Source organism: Streptomyces sp. NPDC093109, assembly GCF_040701725.1.
Lineage (GTDB): Bacteria > Actinomycetota > Actinomycetes > Streptomycetales > Streptomycetaceae > Streptomyces.
In genome coordinates, this window is sequence record NZ_JBFBEZ010000002.1 from 380,898 (window position 1) to 400,434 (window position 19,537).

Genomic DNA, 19,537 nt, shown 5'->3' on the forward strand with positions numbered 1-19,537 from the left:
TCTCCATGGACCGCTGCCATCTCTTTGAGGATTGCTTTACTCACACACGCCTGCCGCGGCATTTGTCCCCTCGAATACGGTGCCCGCACCGCTCGGTGAGGGCGAGGGAGTGGCGGAGTCCGAGGACGACTCGCCGAGCGCGTCCTCGTCGTCCGCGCTCGGCGGGACGACGGTGACGGTGGCATCGTCGCGCAGTTGCTCGAAGAGCTTCCCGGCGTCCGGCTGCACCAGCTCGTCGCGGTTGGGGTCCAGGGTGTACTGCTGCCGCGGCACCGTAAGGAATTGCACCTTTTCGGTCGGTACGCTCCGCATGGACCGGGTCAGATCGTAGAGCGCGCTCAGCGAACCCAGCTCGGGGTCCGTGGTGATCGACTTCGTAGCCGCGTCCAGGACCGGATAGAGCTGCGTCGGGTTGAGCAGGACGCCGTTGCTCTGCACCTTCTTGAAGAGGGCGCCGAGGAAGCGCTGCTGTCTGCCCATGCGCTGGGTGTCGCTGCCGTCACCGAGGCTGTGCCGGGCGCGTACGTACGCGAGCGCCTGCTCCCCGTCGAGCAGATGCGTACCGGCGGAGAGCTTGAGCTTGGAGTTCTTGTCGTCGACCGATTCCTTCAGGCAGACCTTGACGCCGTCCACCGCGTCGACCATGGCCTTGAAGCCCTGGAAGTCGACCACCATGTGGTGGTCGACGCGGATGCCGGTGAGCTTCTCGACGGTACGGATCGTGCAGGCCGCGCCGCCGAACTCGAAGGCCCAGTTGAACTGCGCGAACCGCGCCTTCGTCCGGGTGCCGTCCGACCGGCGGCAGCTCGGTATGTCCACCATCAGATCGCGCGGGAAGGAGACGGCGGTCGCGCTCTTCCTGTCGGCCGCCAGGTGCAACAGGATCGTGGTGTCCGAGCGCTGCGAACCGCCGTCGTCCCGGCCGTACTTGCCGTTCTTGCCGGCGCGGCTGTCCGAGCCGACGAGGAGGATGTTCTCCGCGTCGAGGACGACGGGCTTCGGCCGTTCCTTCTCGTACGTCTGCAGTTCGGCGGTGGTGGTGGTATCGGTCGTGATGTTCTGGTCGAGCTGCCGGTAGAACCACCAGCCGGCGCCGCCCGTCGCGAGGACGGCGGCGGACGTGCCGATCGCTACCCAGCGCAACCAGCGGCGCTTGCGGCGTTTGACGGGCTTCGGGGACGGGAGCGATCCGACGGCGGCCGTCGCTTTCTCCGCCGCCGCAGACTCCGACTCCGCCGCCGACTCCGCCTCGGCCACGGCCACCGCGGCGGCCATGGCGGACGCGATGGCCGTGAAGACAGCGTGGTACTCGTCCCTGGCCGCGTCCGAGACGGCGTCCGTCACCGCGTCCGTCACCGCGCCCGTGGTCCCGGCCGCGGCGCCGGAGTTCTCGTCCGGTTCGGGCGGCGTGCCAGCACTGTCGGTCACGTCTTCGTCCATCCTTCAAGGCGTCGGCGGCGCGCTGGGCCGCCGGTTGATGTCGTAGACGGGCTGAGAGCGCTCTTGGTTGTACGGGAGATCGCACATATTGCCGATCACGTACTTCAGTTTGGTTACGGCTGCGCTACCTCGGTCCGTTGTGTGCAGACCGGGCGGTTTTCGGACGTTCGCGCGCCGCCGCCACCGCCCTTTCACACCGCGCGGTGGGTGACCCGCTCACTCGTCACACGCTGTTCGAGCGCCGCCGCGGGGAGTGCCCCGAGATGCCGGCAGAGCACCACGGAGCCGCCCGCGGCGAGCGGCGCGAACAGCCCGGCCGACAGTCCGTCCCAGCTGTCGTACGAGAGCCCCGACAGCAGCCGGGAGCCCGGCGCCAGGCCGCGTTCCGAGGCGTTCTCCCGCGCCAGCGCGACGAGTTGGGCCGACGTCAGCTCCGTACCCCCGACGGTGAGCGCGGACGCGTCCGGGTCCACCGGGGCGTACGGCGCGAAGCGGTCGCCCTGACCCGGCACCTCGACCGCGTAGTCGGTGAAGCCCTCCGGCGGCTGCGGAAAACGCCCGCCGAGCGGACGCAGTGCGAGTGCCACCCGCTCGCCTCCGCACGCGCGAGCGGCATCGAGTGTGTCGGGACCGGTGACGACGAGATCGGCCTTCGCCGGGTCGCCGCCGATGTCCACACTCACCCCCACCGAGGAACAGGCCAGCAACCAGACGGCGCTCTGCCAGTGCGCGGGCAGCAGCAGCGCGAGCCGGTCGCCAGGCTCGGCCGCCAGCTCGCCCTGGAGCAGGTTGGCGGTCTTGGACACCCAATTGGCGAAGGTGGCCACGGACAATTCGACACGTTCACCGGTGGCATCGTCGTAGAACGTGACCAAGGGGCGGGCCGGGTCCGCGGTGAGAGCGGATCGCAGCAGGTCGGCGGGGGTGCGGTCGCTGGCATTCACGCGGCAAAGGGTACGCCGCGACCCTGTGGGACCGCCGCCGTACCGGTGACGGCCTCCACCGGTTGGACCGACGGTGCGTCAGTTTTCCGGGAGCGTCCAACGGGCGCGAGGGCGGTCGTGCCCCGAGGATCGGTTCATGCGTGCCTACCTTGCAACCCCGATCGGCGTCGCGTGCACCGCCGCCCTGGTCCTCCCGCTGTCCCTCCCCTCGGGCGCCGCCGCGCTCCCTGCGGGGAGCACGGCCGTCGCTCTCGCCTCCGCGAGCGCCGCCGTCCCGGCCGTGCCCGGCTCCACCCAGTCGATCCCGCTGACCGCGCTCCCCGCCGACCGGTCCCCGGGCGCCGCCCAGGAGCAGGGTGTGACCCGCCGCGATGTGCGCCCCTTCTCGCTGCTCGGTGTCGTCTGGGACGACGCCGACACCGAGTTCCACGGCACCGTCCAGGTCCGTACCCGCTCGGCCGGCACCCAGATCTGGTCCGAGTGGCAGGACCTGGAGACCCACAACCAGGAACACGGCGCCGACCCCGGCAGCCAGGAACGCGACTCCGGCACCGTGCACGGCTCCACCGCCCCGCTCTGGGTCGGCGGCTCGGACGGTGTGGAGCTGCGCGTACGGGCCACCCAGGAGCAGGACGAGACGGGCCCGGCCCGCGCGCTGCTCCCGCAGGGCCTGCGGCTGGAGTTGATCGACCCGGGCGTCGAACCCGCCGTGGGCAGCGGCGCGGAACAGAGCGGCGCTGGGCAGACGGAGACGGGCGCGTCCCCGGCCGACCCCGCCACCGGTAGCGGGCTCGGCCCCCTCGCCCCCATGTCCCCCGAGGAGCTGGCCAGTTCGGCCGCGAACGAGGAACTCGTAGCGCCCGGAGCCCGCGAGATCCCCGCCACGACGGAGGTCTCGCCCGGAACGTTCTCCGCGACCTTCTCGGCGACGTACTCCGAGAGCGCGGCCGGGAGCGCGTCCGGGAGTTCGGCCGAGGCTCAGCGGTACGCCGCCCCCCGCCCGCGCATCATCACCCGCAGGGGCTGGGGCGCCGACGAGTCCCTGCGCGAGCGGAACTTCCGCTACACCGGCACCGTCAAGGCCGCCTTCGTCCACCACAGCGCCACCGGAAACAACTACACCTGCGACGAAGCGCCCTCAGTCCTGCGCAGTATCTACCGCTACCACGTCAGGAGCAGCGGCTGGCGCGACTTCGGCTACAACTTCGCCGTCGACAAGTGCGGAAACATCTACGAAGGGCGCGCCGGGGGAGTGGCCAAGCCCGTGCTGGGCGCCCACACCCTCGGTTTCAACACGAACTCCACGGGCATCGCCGTCCTCGGAACGTACAGCAACACCAACCCGCCCGCGGCGGCCCTCACCGCCCTCGCCCGGCTCACCGCCTGGAAGCTCGGCCTGCACGGCGTCAACCCCAACGGAAAGGTCACGCTGACCTCCGGTGGCAGCGGAAAGTACGGAAAGGGAACCCGCGTCACCCTGCACACCATCTCAGGTCACCGGGACGGGTTCGCCACCGAATGCCCGGGTGCCCGCCTCTACGGGAAGCTCGGCACGGTACGGGCGAAGGCGGCCGGATACCAGGGGCGCTGACCCGGTCCGCACGGACTGGTCGGTTCCGGGTACCCGCGCATGTATGGATATACGTACGTAGACGCGGCCCACGAGAACGCGATCACCGAGACGCGATCACCGAGAAGCGGAGACCACACGTTGACAGAAGCGATCCTCCTGGTCGGCGGCAAAGGCACCAGACTGCGGCCCCTCACGGTGCACACACCGAAACCCATGATCCCGGCGGCGGGCGTCCCGTTCCTCACCCACCAGCTGGCGCGGGCCCGCGCGGCGGGCGTCGAGCACATCGTGCTGGCCACGTCGTACCTCGCCGAGGTCTTCGAGCCGTACTTCGGCGACGGTTCGGCGCTCGGCCTGAGCCTGGAGTACGTGACCGAACGCGAGCCGCTCGGCACGGGCGGCGCGCTGCGCAACGTCGCGTCGCGGCTGCGCTCGGGCCCCGACGACCCCGTACTCGTCTTCAACGGCGACATCCTCACCGGCCTCGACATCCGCGCCCTCGTCGCCACCCACGCGGCGTCCGGCGCGGACGTCTCGCTGCACCTCACGCGCGTCGCGGACCCCCGCGCGTTCGGCCTGGTGCCGACGGACGCGCAGGGCAGGGTCACGGCCTTCCTCGAAAAGCCGCAGACCCCCGAGGAGATCGTCACCGACCAGATCAACGCGGGGGCGTACGTGTTCCGGCGCTCCCTGATCGACGCGATACCGGCGGGGCGTCCCGTGTCGGTCGAGCGGGAGACCTTCCCGGGCCTCCTCGACGCGGGGGCGCACCTCCAGGGCATGGTCGACTCGACGTACTGGCTCGACCTGGGCACCCCCGCCGCGTTCGTCCGCGGCTCCGCCGACCTGGTCCTCGGCCGCGCCCCGTCCCCGGCGGTCCCCGGCCGCCGCGGCGACCGCCTCGTCCTCCCGACCGCGACGGTCGCCCCGGACGCCAAGCTCACGGCCGGCACGGTCGTCGGCGCGGGCGCGGTGATCGGCGCGGGCGCCCGCGTCTCGGGCAGCGTGATCCTCGACGGCGCGACGATCGCCCCCGGCGCGACGATCACCGACTCCCTGATCGGCGCGGGCGCCCACATCGGCGCCCGCACGGTGGTGACGGGCGCGGTGATCGGCGACGGCGCGATGGTGGGCCCGGACAACGAACTGCGCGAGGGGGTCCGGGTGTGGTGCGACGCGGTCCTGGGCGCGGGCGCGGTGAGATTCTCCTCGGACGAGTAAGACGGTCGGTCTGAGACCGGTCGGTCTGAGCCACGCCCGTCACCACCCTCGGCCCACGCGGACGACCGGGGGTGGTGACGGTTCAGCGGGAACGGACTCCTGCGCAGGTGCCGCCGTAGCCGTGACGACCAGTCGATCAATACGCTGACCAGCAGATATGACAGGTTGCACGGCCTCGTGCGCGATGCGTTAGCGTCGCTCGGGCGGTGAGCCGAGCGGGCCCGCCGGGGAGGCGTGGGAGGGTTTGCTGTGTCGCGTTCACAGGGATGGCAGGAGATTTTCGCCCTGTCCGGGCTGTCGCCGGTCCGGGGACCGGGCGCGAGCACCTTGAGGCACAGCGACGGCCCGTGGACCAGCGCCTCGGGTACGGCAGGCCGCCTGCGTACCAGCAGCGAGAAGAGCCGCGTCCGCCTCGGCCTGGCACACGAGGGCGTGGCGCCCGCGGGGAAGGGGCTGTCGGCCGTGGCGGCGCTCGCGGCCGTACGGAAGTCGTGGGAGGAACGGCTGGCGTCGGTACGCGACGAGTGCGCCTACCTCGACGGCGCGCTGCGTACCGTCGCGAAGGAGATGGGCGAGGCCGACGGCGACGCCGAGCAGGCGGTGCGCCGGGTGAAGGTCGCGCGGAGCGGGTCGGACCGTTGACCGGCGCCGCGCTGACCTGGCAGCAACTGCGCGATCTCGACCTCTCGGAGATCGAGGACGCGGGGAACGGCTGGAACGAGGTGTCGGCCAGGGCCGGTTCCGACCGCGACGACACGGACGGCGCGATGTCGGCGAAGCTGCGCGAGACACAGGAGAGCGAGTCGGCCCGGGCGGCCGTCGGACGGCTGGAGCGGCTGAGCCGCAACTTCCAGTACATCCACACAGAAGCCGGTCTGATCAGCACCGCGCTCAACGGCCTGACCGCCGAACTCGCCACACCCGCGAAGCAGTTGGAACAGGCACTCCGGGACGCCGCGGACCTGGCCTTCACCGTTCACCAGGACGGCTCGGTGACCTACCCGGCCGCCACCACCGAAGGCCCGCTCGGCCCGGAGGACCACGCGGGCGGTTCGGCCCGGGGCACCACCCGCCTCCCCCTGGACCCCCACCCCCTGCCCCTCACCCCGGGCCGCCTCGCCGTCCCCAACCCGAACACCGTGAAGGCCCAGGACATCGCCGACCGCATCGCCCGGGCAGTCCGCTCCGCCAACGAAATCGACGCCCGCTACACCCGGACCCTCCGCCGCCTCGAAGCGGCCAAGGGCCTGGACGTCACCGCGGCGACCTTCACCGACGTGGCACAAGACACGGCGGCCGTACGCGACACGGCCCGCCGCTACCTGGAACGGGGAATCCCGGAGAACGAGTCCCCCGTGGGCCGTAAGACGTGGTGGGACGGGCTGACGGAGGAGCAGCGCCGCGAATACATCGAGGTCGCTCCGGACCTGGTCGGATACCTCGACGGCATTCCGGCGGTCGCCCGCGACGAGGCCAACCGTAACTATCTTCCGCTGCTGATCGACGAGTTGGAACGCAACGGTGGCGACGGGGCCGGGGCCAAGCTGGCCGCGCTGCGCGGCATCGAGCAGAAACTGGGCGAGCCGACCAGGCCGCCGATGTATCTGCTGGGCATCGGTGCCGAGGGAAACGGCAGAGCGATCGTGTCCTACGGAAACCCGGACACCGCGCGCAATGTGTCGGCGTATGTGCCGGGGCTGTCGAACCGGCTGGACGAGGAATTCGTCGACGGAACCATGGAGCGCGCCTTGGACACCGCCAAGGGAGCCAGAAAATACGATGCGTCCAGCGCGGCGATCATCTGGCTGGGTTATGACGCTCCACTGAGCGTGGATGTCGCATCGGAGAGCAGTGCCAGAAAGGGTGCCCCGCTCTACAATTCATTCATGAGCGGGCTGGTGGCCACGAATGAGCACAAGGATCCGCATTTCACGGCGATCGGTCACTCGTACGGTTCTTTTACCGTGGGTACGGCGTCGCAGCGGGACGGCGGGATTCCTGGAGCAGATGACATCATTGTTGTCGGCAGTCCTGGTACCGGCGTGAGCAGGGCCGAAGACCTGGGGGTGGGCAAGGGGCATGTGTTTGTTGGAGCTGCCGAGAACGATCCGGTGACGCACCTTCCCACGAAGCAAGAGGCCGGGGTCGGTGCGGTGGCCGCGAATTTCGGTTTGCCGCCGGCCGTGGTAACAAAAGGGCTTGGCTTCCGAAGTGAAGATCTGTACTTCGGGAAGGACCCGGCCAGCGAGGCGTTCGGGGCCACACGCTTCCAGGTGGACAACGGGCCGCGCCCCGTCCTCGATCTGGGCGGATTTGCCGCGCACGGTCAGTACTTCACACCCGAGCGGGATGACATCTCGGCAGACAACATCGCCAGGATCGTTGCCGGGAAATCCGAAGGAATCAAGGAGGAGGCATGGCGGTGAAGCGGATGATGATCCGGCTTTCGGCCGCTGCGGTGGCAGGTCTCCTGCTCTCCGGTTGCGGGAAGGATGAAAGCGGGAAGGGAAGCGATTCGGCCATGAATATGCAGGATGCGGCACAGTACTCCGACGGGATTCTGGACGCGACGATTTCGGCCGTCAAGCCGGAAATCCACTGGGCCCACGACGACACTACGACAAGGGCCTGTGATGTCACTCGCCGTCGAACCGTCATGACGGTCATTTCCGAACAGCGGCGCGGGAATTTTCTCGGTGTGATCGAGAGTTTCTGGAAGAATAGTGGATACAGGATTGTGTCGGTGAATCAGGACAGAGAGTTTCCCGCGATCTTCGCCAGAACGCCCAATGGCTTCGGGGTGAATCTCACGATGGGAGACAAGGGACAGGCGTATCTGGAGGTCAACACTCCCTGTGTGCGGAAGTCCGAGGTCGGCGCTCCCCTCACCCAACCCAATGGCCCGAGTTACGACGGCGTCGAGATTCCCCGCCCCAACGTGCGGTCCGACTTCTGGTCCGCCGACACCCCGCTCCCCGCTTGACGCCGCACAAGACCCACCGGGCTCGGCCCGGGACGTTTGCGCGCGGGCCGTCCACCGACCGGAGGGGGCCGGGGTCGCAGGAGGTGACGTCCCCGGATGTAGAGCGCGATTTGTGCCGCTGAACGCACCCGCGGACAGAGAACCCTGCCGCACGCGGCGTAAATCGTGCATCCGGGGATGCGCCTCCGGAGTGCCCCGGCCCCCGGCACGGACACCACCGGCCCGGACCCCGCACCACCACAGACCACGACCCCTCGCCGGGAGGCGACTACGCTCGACCCGTGGCCGGACGCTTCGCTCCCGACAGACCCCACGGGCCCGCGCGCAGCGCGGACGTGGCGCCGTCGCGCGCCCCGGCGCTGAGCCGTCGGTGGACGCCGCCGGAGGGGGCGTACGACCTCGGGCTCGTGCTCGGGCCGTTGCGGCGGGGGCCCGGGGATCCGACGTTCCGGGCCGACAATGACGGGACGGTGTGGCGGACGTGCCGGACGCCCGAGGGTGCCGGGGCGCTGCGCGTCGGACGGCAGGGGCGCGATGTCGTGGCCGAGGCGTGGGGGCCGGGGGCGCCGTGGCTGCTGGACCGGCTGCCCGCACTGCTCGGCGCCGACGACGACCCGGACGCCTTCACCCCGCGCCACCGCGTCCTCGCGGAGGCCCAGCGGCGGCGCCCCGGGCTGCGGCTCTGCCGGACCGGGCTCGTACTGGAGTCGCTGATTCCGTCGATTCTGGAGCAGAAGGTCACCACGGTCGAGGCGTACCGCGCCTGGCGGCTGCTGGTACGGAAGTACGGCGAGCCCGCGCCAGGCCCCGCCGGGAACGGCCCCAGCGCGAACGGCCCCAGCGCGCCAGGCCCCAGCGGGACCGGCTCCGCCGGGAACGCGCGCATGTACGTCATGCCCGACGCCCGGACCTGGGCGCTCATCCCCTCCTGGGAGTGGCACAGGGCCGGGGTCGACGCCAAGCGGTCCGCGACGATCCTGCGCGCCGTCCGCGTCGCGCGCCGCATGGAGGAGGCCGCGGCGATGGCGCCGGCCGAGGCCGCCGCCCGGCTGGAGCTGATCCCGGGGATCGGGCCGTGGACGGCCGCCGAGGTGGTCCAGCGCTCGAACGGCGCGCCCGACGCCGTCACCGTCGGCGATCTGCATCTGCCCGGCATCGTCGGGCACGCGCTCGCGGACGACCGGGACGCGGACGACGCGGCGATGCTGGAACTGCTCGCCCCCTACGAGGGCCAGCGCCACCGCGCCGTCCGGCTGATCCTGCTCAGCGGCCGGGTCCCGGCCCGCCGCGCGCCCCGGATGGAGATCCGGAACATCGCGCGCCTGTAGCCCGGCCCAGGACCCGGAGCAGGATCAGCGCACCTCGATGAAGCCCTCCGGCGTCCGCGCCGGCCGCGCGGCAGCCGCCGTCGCCGCGTGACCGACCGCGACCGCGCCCATCGGGTCCCAGCCGGCGGGCAGCGCCAGCACGTCCCGTACGACGTCCGGGCAGAACATCGTGGACGAGACCCACGCGGAGCCGAGCCGTTCGCCGGCCAGGGCGACGAGGAAGTTCTGGACGCCCGCGCCCATGGCGACGACGAACATCTCGCGCTCGGCGCTGTCCCGGCGCGGGTCGCCGTAGGCGTGCGCGCCGTCCGTGACGAGGCACGGCACGACCAGATACGGCGCCCTGCGCAGCACCTCGCCGCGCCGGACGCGCTTGGCGATGGACTCCTCGGACTTGCCGTCGCGCCGCAGGTCGGCGATCCAGGCGTCGCGCATCGCGTCCAGCAGCCGCAGCCGGGACTCCGCCGACTCCAGCAGGACGAAGCGCCAGGGCGTGGTGTGGTGCGGGGCGGGCGCCGTGACCGCCGCCGCGACCGCGCGGCGGACCGCGCCGGGGTCGACCGGCTCGTCGGTGAAGTCGCGGACGGTACGGCGCTGGGTGACCGCCTCCCGTACGGCCTCGGACGTGCCGAGCCGGAACATGTCGTTGGCGGCCTCGCGCACCAGCGGACGGCTGCCCGGGTCGGGCGCGGCCGGGCCGACGAGGTGCGACAGGCCGCTCACGACCGCGACCGGCAGCCCTCCGGTCTTGCCCTTGACCAGGTCGCCCGCCGCCGCCAGCTCGTCGGCGAGCGCGATGACGGTCGCCCGCAGCGGGTTGCCGTATGCGTCCGTACCGCCGCGCAGGTCGTCCAGGACCCGTACCCCCGCCGCGCCGATGGCGACATCGGTGAGCCCGGCGCGCCAGGGCCGGCCGAAGGTGTCGGTGACGATCACGCCGATGTCCACGCCCAGCGTGTCCCGCAGTCCGTCGCGGATCGCGCGGGCGGACGCGTCGGGATCCTCGGGCAGCAGCAGGACCGTGCCGGGCGCGGTGTTGGAGGCGTCGACCCCGGCGGCGGCCATGATCAGGCCCCGCCGGTCCTCGACGATACGGAGTGTGCCGCGCCGCGCGACGACCCGTACGGTCTCCGCGTCGATGGCCGCCTCGCGGTCCGTGGCTTCGAGGATCCGGCCCTCGGCCTTGGAGATGATCTTCGAGGTGACCAGCAGCACGTCCCCGTCGGCCAGCCCGGGGCCGGTGGCGGCGATGAGCTTGGCGAGGTCGTCGCCGGGGCGGACCTCAGGCAGCCCCGGCAGGGCGCGCACACGGTACGAGGGGGCGGCGTCCGTCATGCCCGTACCTCCTCGGCCAGCGCGAGCGCCTCGCGGGCCATCGCTGCGGTCGCGTCGGCGTCCGACATCATCAGTGGGACCGCGCGGCTGCGGATGCCAGCGGCCTCGATGCCGGCTACGGCCTCGGCGTCGACGGTGTCGACCAGCCAGCCGTCGAGCAGCCCCGAGCCGTAGTGCAGCGCGACGGCCGCTGCCGTCGCCTCGACGCCGATCGCGGCGAGCACCTTGTCGGCCATCCCGCGCACGGGCGCGTCCCCGACGATGGGGGAGAGCCCGACGACCGGCACACCCGCCTCGGCGATGGCCTCGCGGATGCCGGGGACGGAGAGGATCGTGCCGATGCTGACGACCGGGTTGGACGGCGGGAAGAGGATGACGTCGGCGGCGGCGATCGCCTCCAGCACACCCGGCGCCGGCTTGGCCTGCTCGGCGCCGACCGGCACGACCGCCCGGGCGTCGACGGACGCCCGCAGCTTCACCCAGTACTCCTGGAAGTGCACGGCCCGGCTCTCGCCGTCCACCTCGATCGCGACATGCGTCTCGACGCGGTCGTCGGACATCGGCAGCAGCCGCACGCCCGGCTTCCAGCGGGCGCAGAGCGCCTCGGTGACGGCGCTCAGCGGGTAGCCCGCGCCGAGCATCTGCGTACGGACGATGTGCGTGGCGAAGTCGCGGTCGCCGAGGCCGAACCACTCGGGCCCCACCCCGTAGGCGGCCAGCTCCTCCTTCAGCCGGAACGTCTCGTCGACGCGTCCCCAGCCCTGTTCTTCATTGATGCCACCGCCGAGGGTGTACATCACGGTGTCGAGGTCGGGACAGACCTTCAGCCCGAACAGATGGATGTCATCACCCGTGTTGCCGATGACCGTGACGTCCGCTTCGGGCGCGGCCTGCTTGAGGCCACGCAGAAAACGGGCGCCGCCGATACCGCCGGCCAGAACCACAATGCGCATGGGAACAGTCTGTCAGGCGGGTACGACATCCTCGGAGGCTGTCGCCGAAGCGGAGACCGTGGCCCCCGCCGTGTGCATCGGCATCTCCGTCAGCCCCGGGTAGTACACATGCAGGCTCACGGCCGGTTCCAGCGAGGCGTTGACCACCTCGTGCGCCTGCCCCGGCGCCACCACCCGCTGCACGCCCGGCGCGAGGACCCGGCTGCCGTGCTCCGAACGCTCCGTCAGTTCGCCTTCGAGGACCGTCAGTACGCCCGAGGACCGGCCGTGGTCGTGCAGGTCGGTGCCCTGTCCGGGCACCCAGGAGAGCAGCCAGACCTCGTAGCCGGGCCCGGTGCGCAGCCGGTGGTACCAGCGGCTGGAGGCGTCGTACTGGACGAGCGGCGCCCACTGCGCGCGGTCGGCGGCGACGGTACGGGCGAGGCCGACGAAGTCGGCGACGGTGACGGGGTGCTCCCGGGCGGGCTGGAGGAGGTGCGGGACCTCAAGGAGGTCGCCGGCGATCTGAAGGTCGCTGTCGCTGTTCATGGGGTGCGGTGGTCCTCGGCAGATACGGATGACGAAGGCGGGTCACACGGGCGGAGCGGGTTACGCGGATGAAGCGGTCACACGGCGTGAGGAAGCGGTGATGACCAGTGCGATCGGCTGGAGCCCCGGGGCATCAACAGCAGGCACGGCTGGAACAGCGACAGCGGGCCTGGACAGCACTGCGGAATCCACGGGCGTGGGTCGCGGTCTGCGAGGGGTTCGCTGGCATGAGACCAAAGGTTGCGAATCCACTCCCGGATGTCAACTCGATGACCGATTCGGCGGCAATGTTTCACCTCATCCGGTTGCTCCGGTCAGAGAAAGGTTTGTGCGCGGAGGGCCGCGGACACATGGGGCAGCGACTGTTCAGCGGTGGTGGCCGGCTGTGGTGGCCGGCGGCCGTGACTGTGATCCGGATCGCAACCTCGGCCGGACGCGCAACAGGGCCGCGGTTCGTGACGTCTCTCTTGTCGAAAGAGAGGTGATGCGGGCAGGCCAGTGGCATGTGTCAGGTTTTTGGTGATTTGAACACTTTCCGCATAGCCTTGGTTCCGGAGAGTGAATACCGGGCCCAATAGCAGATCTCGGCTTGACCCACCCAGACCACGCACTTGTAATTTCACTCGTGTCGTTCGGCCGAACTCGACAGCGGCCACAGCCACGGGGACGTATATAGACAGACGAGGGGCGCACATGACCGAGCTGTTCGAACAACTGCTGGTCGAGGACGCGGACGAAGAACTCGGCTGGCAGGAGCGCGCCTTGTGCGCCCAGACCGATCCCGAGTCCTTCTTCCCGGAGAAGGGCGGTTCCACCCGCGAGGCCAAGAAGGTCTGCCTCGCCTGCGAGGTCCGCTCCGAATGCCTCGAATACGCCCTCGCGAACGACGAGCGATTCGGTATCTGGGGCGGCCTTTCCGAACGCGAGCGGCGCCGGCTCAAAAAGGCCGCGATCTGACGCCCCGCGCCTCAGTCAGAACCACCGGCCCGACCACCGGCCCGACCACCGGTCCGATCACCGGCCAGGCCACCGGTCCGGCCACCGGTCCGGCCACCGGCCGGAAACCCGCCGCCGTCACGTACGTACGACACGGTCCGCCGCCCGCGCTTCCCCGCGGGCGGCGGACCGTTCCGTTTCCCGCCGGACCCCTTGGACCCCTCGGACCCGGTGACCCGGCGCTCCGTGTCCGTTCCTACCGTTAGTGTGGGGCCCCGTCCGAGACGCTCCAACGCCCCTTCGGGGCGACCCCCCGGCCGGAGGGCCCGCCACCTCAATGTCCCCCACCACAGCCGCGTTCGTTCCCGCCACCGCCCCCGAGTTCCCGCGGCACGTCGTGACCGCGGTGCTCGTCTCCCACGACGGCGCGCGCTGGCTGCCCGACGTCCTCGCGGGGCTGCTGGGCCAGGAACGCCCCGTACAGAACGTCATGGCAGCCGACACCGGCAGCGCCGACGACTCCGCCCAACTCCTCACCGACGCCCTCGGCGACGACCACGTGCTGCACCTCGCGCGCCGGTCCGGCTTCGGCGCCGCCGTGGACGAGTCCGCGCAGATCGCCGGAGTGCTCACACCCGAGGACATCGCCTACCTGAGGCGGCCGGGCGGCTGGAACCCGGTGACCCGCACCTGGCAGGACGAGAACTACGACCTGCCGGAACTCCCGCACGGCGAACCGGTGCAGTGGCTCTGGCTCCTCCACGACGACAGCGCCCCCGCGCCCGATGCCCTCGCCGAACTCCTGCGCGTCGCCGACTCCGACGAGTACGCCGCCGTCGTCGGCCCCAAACTCCGCGGCTGGTACGACCGCAAGCAGCTCCTCGAAGTCGGCGTCTCCATCGCCAACAGCGGACGCCGCTGGACCGGCCTCGACCGGCGCGAGCAGGACCAGGGCCAGCACGACCAGGTCCGTACCGTCCTGTCCGTCTCCAGCGCCGGCATGCTCGTCCGCCGCGACGTCTGGGACGAACTCGGCGGCTTCGACCGGGCGCTGCCCCTCATGCGCGACGACGTCGACTTCTGCTGGCGCGTGCACGCCGCGGGACACCGGGTGCTCGTCGCCCCCGACGCCGTCCTGCGGCACGCCGAGGCGTCCGCGCGCGAGCGCCGCAGCGTCGACTGCGCGGGCCGCTCCGTCGTCAACCCGCACCGCGTCGACAAGGCCGGCGCCGTCTACACCATGCTCGTCAACGCACGGGCCACCGTCCTGCCCTACGTGCTCTTCCGGCTCGTCATCGGCACCCTCCTGCGCACCCTCGCCTACCTCGTCGGCAAGGCGCCCGTCCAGGCCATCGACGAGGTCATGGGGCTCTGCGGCACCCTGCTGCGCCCCGGCAGAATCATCAGCGGCCGCAAGGAGCGCGGCAAGGCCGTCGTCGAGGCCGCCGAACTGCGTCCCCTCTTCCCGCCCGCGGGCGCCACCATCCGCGTCACCGTCGAACAGATCGCCACCAGCCTCGGCGGCGACTCCGACGGTACGGACGCGGGCGGCTCGCGCCACGGCGCCGTCGAGTCGGGACCCGGCGGCGACGACGCCGACTACATGGAGGTCGAGCAGTTCGCCCGGCTGAAGAAGCTGGCACGCAAGCCGGGGCCCGTCCTCTTCGCGATCCTCCTCCTCGTCTCCGTCGTCGCCTGCCGCGGCCTCTTCGGCGGCGGCTCGCTGGCCGGCGGCGCGCTGCTCCCGGCGCCCGCCGACGTCTCCGACCTGTGGTCCCGGTACGCGGACGGCTGGCACCCCGTCGGCACCGGGCTCACCGACACCGCGCCGCCCTATCTCGCCGTACTCGCGGCCCTGTCCGCGCTGTTCCTCGGCTCGACCGGCTTCGCGCTGACGCTGCTGCTCGTCTGCTCCGTGCCGCTCGCCGGGGTCACCGCCTACTTCGCCTCGCGCACCCTCGTACCGTCCCGGCTGCTGCGCGCCTGGGCGAGCGTCGCGTACGCCTTCCTGCCCGCCGCGACCGGCGCCCTGGCGACCGGGCGGCTCGGTACGGCCGTGCTCGCCGTCCTGCTGCCGCTGATCGCCCGCGCCGCCGTCGCCGCGTACGGCATGCGCGGCGGCGCGCACGCCGAGGCGCGCGGCAGCTGGCGCGCGACCTGGGCGTACGCCTTCCTGCTGACCCTCACGATGGCCTTCACGCCGATCGTCTGGCCGGTGGCGGCGCTGCTCGGCCTGGGCGTCCTCGCGCTGCGGCGCGCCGACATCAAGGCGTACGGACCGCGCGTGCTCGTCGCGCTCGGCACCCCGCTGCTGATGCTGGCGCCCTGGTCGCTGTCGCTGCTGACCGACCCCGGCGCCTTCTTCCGCGAGGCGGGCCTGGAGTTCGGCACGGGCTCGGCGACCGCGCTCGACCTGCTCGGCATCAGCCCCGGCGGACCCAAGGCGGCCGGCGGGATCCTGATGCTCGGGATCGTGCTGGCCGCGCTGGCCGCGCTGCTCCGCGGCGAGCGGCAGTTCGCGATCCGTACGGCCTGGGCCGTGGCCCTGGTCGCGCTGGTCTTCGCCGTCCTCTCCAACAACTCCGGCTGGGCCGGGCCCGCCACTTTGCTCTACGGGCTCGCGCTGATCGCGGCGGCCGTCCTCGGCGCCGACGGCGCCCGGATCCGGGTCGCCGCCGAGAGCTTCGGCTGGCGCCAGCCCGTCGCCGTACTCATCGCCGCCGCCGCGGGCCTCGGCCCGCTGATCGCCGCCTTCGGCTGGATGATCGGCGGCGCGGCCGGACCGCTGGAGCGCCGCGACCCGGTGCAGGTCCCCGCGTTCGTCGCCGAGGAGAGCATCACCCGCGACCAGCCGCGCACCCTCGTGCTCGGCGGCACCTCACCGGCCGTGGTCTCGTACTCCCTGGTCAGAGGCTCCGGCGCACGGCTCGGAGACGCCGAGCTGACCGCGTCGGGCGGCGGGGACACCCGGCTCGACAAGATCGTCGCCAACCTGGTGGCCGGCTCCGGCGCCGACCAGACCGACCAGCTCAGCGGCTTCGCGATCCGGTACGTGCTGGTACGGGACGGAGCGCCGCGCGAGACGAGCCGCGTCCTCGACGCCACCCCGGGCCTGACCCGGCTGAGCCAGCTCGACGGCAGCGCGCTGTGGCGCGTGGACCGGCAGATCTCGCGGGCCACCATCGTGAACGGCAAGGGCGCGGGCGAGCCGCTGGCCGTGGCCGCCGGACCGGTCGAGGCGCACACCAAGATCCCGTCGGGCTCCGCCGGGCGGGTGCTGCGGATCGCGGACCGGGCGGACGACGGCTGGGAGGCCACGCTCGACGGCAAGGCCCTGCCGAAGAAGACCGTCGACGGCTGGGCGCAGGGCTTCGAGCTGCCCGCCGAGGGCGGCCGTCTCGACCTCACGTACGAGGAGCCCTTCACCCACCGGGTGTGGATCTGGACGCAGTGCGTGCTCGCCGTGGTCCTGCTGGTGCTGGCCCTGCCGGGGCGGCGCCGGGAGATCGACGACGACCTGCCCGAGGAGGACATCGAGATCCCGGAGCAGTCCGCGTCGGGCGACGGGCGCAGGGCGCGCAGGCTGCGCGCGGCGGCCGAGGCGGAGGCGGCGGCGGAGACGCCCGACACGCCCGACACACCTGACGTGCCCCACACGCCGGACGCACCGCCGGCGCCTCCCGCGGCGGAGGACGCGGACGTATTCGCGGCCGTACCGCAGCAGGGGCAGCAGGGGCAGCAGGGGCAGCAGGAAACCCAGGTCCAGTCGTACGACGAGTGGGACCCGGGCACGTACGCGCAGCAGCCGGTACAGCAGCCCGCGCAGCAGCCGGCTCAGCAGCCGGCTCAGCAGTACGCCGAGGGCCAGTACCAGCAGGAGTACCAGCAGCAGTACGCCCCCGACCCGTACCAGCAGCAGGGCCAGTACCCGGAGGGGCAGTACCAGGACGGCCAGTACCAGGACGGCGGATTCCCGGCCGCAGGACCGTACGTACAGGAGCAGCAGCAGTACGACCCCTACGGGTACCCCCAGCAGCAGCCGCCCCAGCAGCAGCCGTACGGGGACGGCCCCTACGGGAACGCCCCCGAGAACGAACCGCGCCAGCGCCCCGACGGGAGCAACCAGTGAACCGTACGACCCTCTCCCTCCTCGCGGTCGCCACCGCCCTCGCCGCCATCACCGGCTTCGCCTCCATGACCGCTCCGGCGGCCGGTGACACGGCCGCCGCCCCGGCAGCCGCCGCACGGCTGCCCGTGGAGCGCACCAGCCAGCTCTGCCCGGTGCCGAGCGTCTCGGACGTCGCCGAGACCACGTACACCTCCGTCACCCCTACGGGGAAGGGCGGCGCGGACCGCGAGGCGAGCGCGGAGGGCGACGCCTCCGCGGAGCTGAAGGTCTCCACCGTGACCCTGGCCGCCGCCACCGACGGCAAGCAGAAGGACACGGAGAAGAAGGACACGTCCGGCGCCAAACCGTTCCTCTCCCTCAAGGAGCCCGGCAAGCCGGTCACCGCCGAGAAGAGCGGCTCCGACGCCCCGGCGCTCGTCGGCGTCGCCACCGGCCGGCTCGCCCCCGGCTGGACCACGCAGCAGACCACCACGGTCGACATCGGCGACGCGCGCGGGCTGCTCGGGCTGACCTGCACCTCGCCGGAGACCGACTTCTGGTTCCCCGCCGCGAGCACCGAGCGCTCCCGCCAGGACTACGTCCACCTCACCAACCCCGATGACTCCGTGGCGGTCGTGGACATCGAGCTGTACGGGAAGGACGGCCTGATCAAGTCGGAGTCGGGGGAGGGCATCCCGGTCCCCGCCCGGTCCAGCGTCCCCGTGCTGCTCTCCACGCTGACCGCCCAGGACGAGGCGAACGTGACCGTCCACGTCAGCACCCGTACGGGCAGGATCGGCGCCGCGGTGAGCGCCGCCGACACCGCGGGCGGCAGCGACTGGCTGGCCGCCTCCGCGGACGCCGCGGGCAGCCAGGTGCTCCCCGGCATCCCGGCGGACGCCACCGACGTACGCCTGGTGGCGTTCTCGACCGGCAACGACGACGCCGACCTCAAGGTCCAGCTCTCGGGCGCCGACGGGACGTTCACCCCGGCCGGGGCGGAGAGCCTGCACGTCAAGTCGAAGATGACGGCGGCGCTCGACCTGTCGGACGTGACCAAGGGCGAGGCGGGGACGCTGATCGTCTCCCCGTCCGGCAGCGGACGCGGGGCGCCGGTGGTCGCCGCGCTGCGCGTGGTACGCGGCAAGGGCGACAAACGGGAGATCGCGTTCATCCCGGCGACGGGCGCGATCGCCTCGCGGGCGACCGTGGCCGACAACCGGGCCAAGGGCTCGACGCTCTATCTGACGGCCCCGGGCGCGGACGCGAAGGTCAAGGTCACGTCCTCGGCGGGCAGCGGGGGCGGCGAGGCGACGGTCAAGACGTACACCGTCAAGGCCGGTACGACCCTGAGCGTCGAGCCGGAGGTGCCGGCCGGGCTGAAGGGCTCGTACGCGCTGACGGTGGAACCGGAGTCGGGCGGTCCGGTGCACGCGGCGCGGATGCTGTCGCTGCCGGCGGACGGCGTCCAGATGTTCACCGTCCAGACGCTGCCGGACGACCGGGGGACCGTCTCCGTACCGGAGGCGCGCGAGGACCTGTCGATCCTGGACGGCGGCAAGTAGCGAAGCGGGTGCGGGGGCACGTCTCCCGCACCCGCACCCGTACCCGCACGGCTGCCGCTACCGCTGCCGCTACCGGTGGCCGCTAATCCTGCCCGTACCGGGGATCGACGGACTCGGGAGCGAGCCCGAGCAGCTCCGCGACCTGCTCGACCACGACCTCGTGCACCAGCAGCGCGCGCTCGTCGCGGCTCTTGGTACGGATCTCGACGGGCCGCCGGTAGACCACGATGCGCGCGGGACCGCTCTTGTCCGCCGGCGCCGAGCTGCCGAGAGGCACGGTGTCGGCCGGCTCGACCGGCACCTCCATGACCAGGAAATCGACCTCGGCCAGCTGGGGCCAGCGCCGCTCCAGCCGGTCCACCGAGTCCCGCACGAGATCGTGGAAGGACTCCGAGCGGCTGGTCGAGAGCGGCACCTGGGGCGGCGCGACCGGCCCGCGCATACCGCGGCCGTGGCGGTCGCGGCGGCGCGGACCCGGCTCGGCCGGGCGGGGAGGTACAGGACTGTCCATCACTGACGCAGCGTAGCCCCGCGCCGGGAATCCGATATCTCGGCCGCCGCCCCCGCGCACGGCATGTCGCGTATTGAACATTCCGGCCAAGCCCGGGCCCCGATCCCGGCGC

General features: G+C 72.0%; 15 protein-coding genes. 9 read left to right on the top strand and 6 right to left on the bottom strand.

From position 1 onward, the window contains the following. Positions 1-36: 36 nt before the first annotated feature. Positions 37-1,428 carry an LCP family protein gene (locus AB0389_RS04180; RefSeq protein ID WP_366393730.1) on the bottom strand — a complete coding sequence of 464 codons (1,392 nt, stop codon included), beginning with the start codon at positions 1,426-1,428 and terminating at the stop codon, positions 37-39. A gap of 203 nt (positions 1,429-1,631) precedes the next feature. Beyond that, positions 1,632-2,384: a TIGR03089 family protein gene (locus tag AB0389_RS04185; protein WP_366393731.1), complete on the bottom strand. Its 753-nt coding sequence runs from the start codon at positions 2,382-2,384 to the stop codon at positions 1,632-1,634. A gap of 136 nt (positions 2,385-2,520) precedes the next feature. Between AB0389_RS04185 and AB0389_RS04190 the strand changes: the two genes are divergently transcribed. The 6 genes from AB0389_RS04190 (at position 2,521) to AB0389_RS04215 (ending at position 9,489) form a co-directional block, all read left to right on the top strand. Further along, positions 2,521-3,975, top strand: a complete 1,455-nt coding sequence (locus AB0389_RS04190; RefSeq protein ID WP_366393732.1) for a peptidoglycan recognition protein — start codon at positions 2,521-2,523, stop codon at positions 3,973-3,975. A 120-nt stretch (positions 3,976-4,095) separates the two neighbouring features. Then, positions 4,096-5,178 (top strand): NDP-sugar synthase, encoded by a 1,083-nt coding sequence (locus AB0389_RS04195; RefSeq protein ID WP_366393733.1) that lies wholly within the window; start codon positions 4,096-4,098, stop codon positions 5,176-5,178. 249 nt (positions 5,179-5,427) lie between these two features. Then, positions 5,428-5,820 (top strand): hypothetical protein, encoded by a 393-nt coding sequence (locus AB0389_RS04200; protein WP_366393734.1) that lies wholly within the window; start codon positions 5,428-5,430, stop codon positions 5,818-5,820. Beyond that, positions 5,817-7,604 carry an alpha/beta hydrolase gene (locus AB0389_RS04205; protein ID WP_366393735.1) on the top strand — a complete coding sequence of 596 codons (1,788 nt, stop codon included), beginning with the start codon at positions 5,817-5,819 and terminating at the stop codon, positions 7,602-7,604. The genes AB0389_RS04200 and AB0389_RS04205 overlap by 4 nt, the downstream gene beginning before the upstream one ends. Further along, complete coding sequence (locus tag AB0389_RS04210; RefSeq protein ID WP_366393736.1) at positions 7,595-8,161, top strand: hypothetical protein; 567 nt, start codon at positions 7,595-7,597, stop codon at positions 8,159-8,161. The genes AB0389_RS04205 and AB0389_RS04210 overlap by 10 nt, the downstream gene beginning before the upstream one ends. Positions 8,162-8,496: 335 nt before the next feature. Further along, the gene (locus tag AB0389_RS04215; RefSeq protein ID WP_366393783.1) at positions 8,497-9,489 is read left to right on the top strand and encodes a DNA-3-methyladenine glycosylase 2 family protein; all 993 of its coding nucleotides are present in this window, start codon (positions 8,497-8,499) and stop codon (positions 9,487-9,489) included. Positions 9,490-9,513: 24 nt separating this feature from the next. Here the strand turns inward: AB0389_RS04215 and AB0389_RS04220 are convergent, their stop codons facing one another. The 3 genes from AB0389_RS04220 to AB0389_RS04230 are packed head-to-tail and all read right to left on the bottom strand — an operon-like array spanning position 9,514 to position 12,305. Continuing rightward, positions 9,514-10,824: a coenzyme F420-0:L-glutamate ligase gene (locus tag AB0389_RS04220; protein ID WP_366393737.1), complete on the bottom strand. Its 1,311-nt coding sequence runs from the start codon at positions 10,822-10,824 to the stop codon at positions 9,514-9,516. After that, entirely contained in the window at positions 10,821-11,777 is a 957-nt protein-coding gene (cofD, locus tag AB0389_RS04225; protein WP_366393738.1) for a 2-phospho-L-lactate transferase, read from the bottom strand. Before cofD ends, AB0389_RS04220 begins: the two co-directional genes overlap by 4 nt. A 12-nt stretch (positions 11,778-11,789) precedes the next feature. After that, the gene (locus AB0389_RS04230) at positions 11,790-12,305 is read right to left on the bottom strand and encodes a cysteine dioxygenase family protein (protein ID WP_366393739.1); all 516 of its coding nucleotides are present in this window, start codon (positions 12,303-12,305) and stop codon (positions 11,790-11,792) included. A gap of 693 nt (positions 12,306-12,998) precedes the next feature. On the opposite strand from AB0389_RS04230, the gene AB0389_RS04235 reads away from it, so the two are divergent. The 3 genes from AB0389_RS04235 (at position 12,999) to AB0389_RS04245 (ending at position 18,914) form a co-directional block, all read left to right on the top strand. Next, entirely contained in the window at positions 12,999-13,262 is a 264-nt protein-coding gene (locus AB0389_RS04235; RefSeq protein WP_114659539.1) for a WhiB family transcriptional regulator, read from the top strand. A 316-nt stretch (positions 13,263-13,578) separates the two neighbouring features. Next, on the top strand, positions 13,579-17,370 hold the full coding sequence (locus AB0389_RS04240) for a glycosyltransferase family 2 protein (protein WP_366393740.1): 3,792 nt from the start codon (positions 13,579-13,581) through the stop codon (positions 17,368-17,370). Further along, positions 17,367-18,914, top strand: coding sequence for a DUF5719 family protein (locus tag AB0389_RS04245; protein WP_366393741.1), 1,548 nt, complete (start codon positions 17,367-17,369; stop codon positions 18,912-18,914). The genes AB0389_RS04240 and AB0389_RS04245 overlap by 4 nt, the downstream gene beginning before the upstream one ends. Before the next feature lie 82 nt (positions 18,915-18,996). On the opposite strand, the gene AB0389_RS04250 is transcribed toward AB0389_RS04245, so the two are convergent. After that, on the bottom strand, positions 18,997-19,425 hold the full coding sequence (locus AB0389_RS04250) for a metallopeptidase family protein (RefSeq protein ID WP_366393742.1): 429 nt from the start codon (positions 19,423-19,425) through the stop codon (positions 18,997-18,999). Positions 19,426-19,537: the final 112 nt, after the last annotated feature.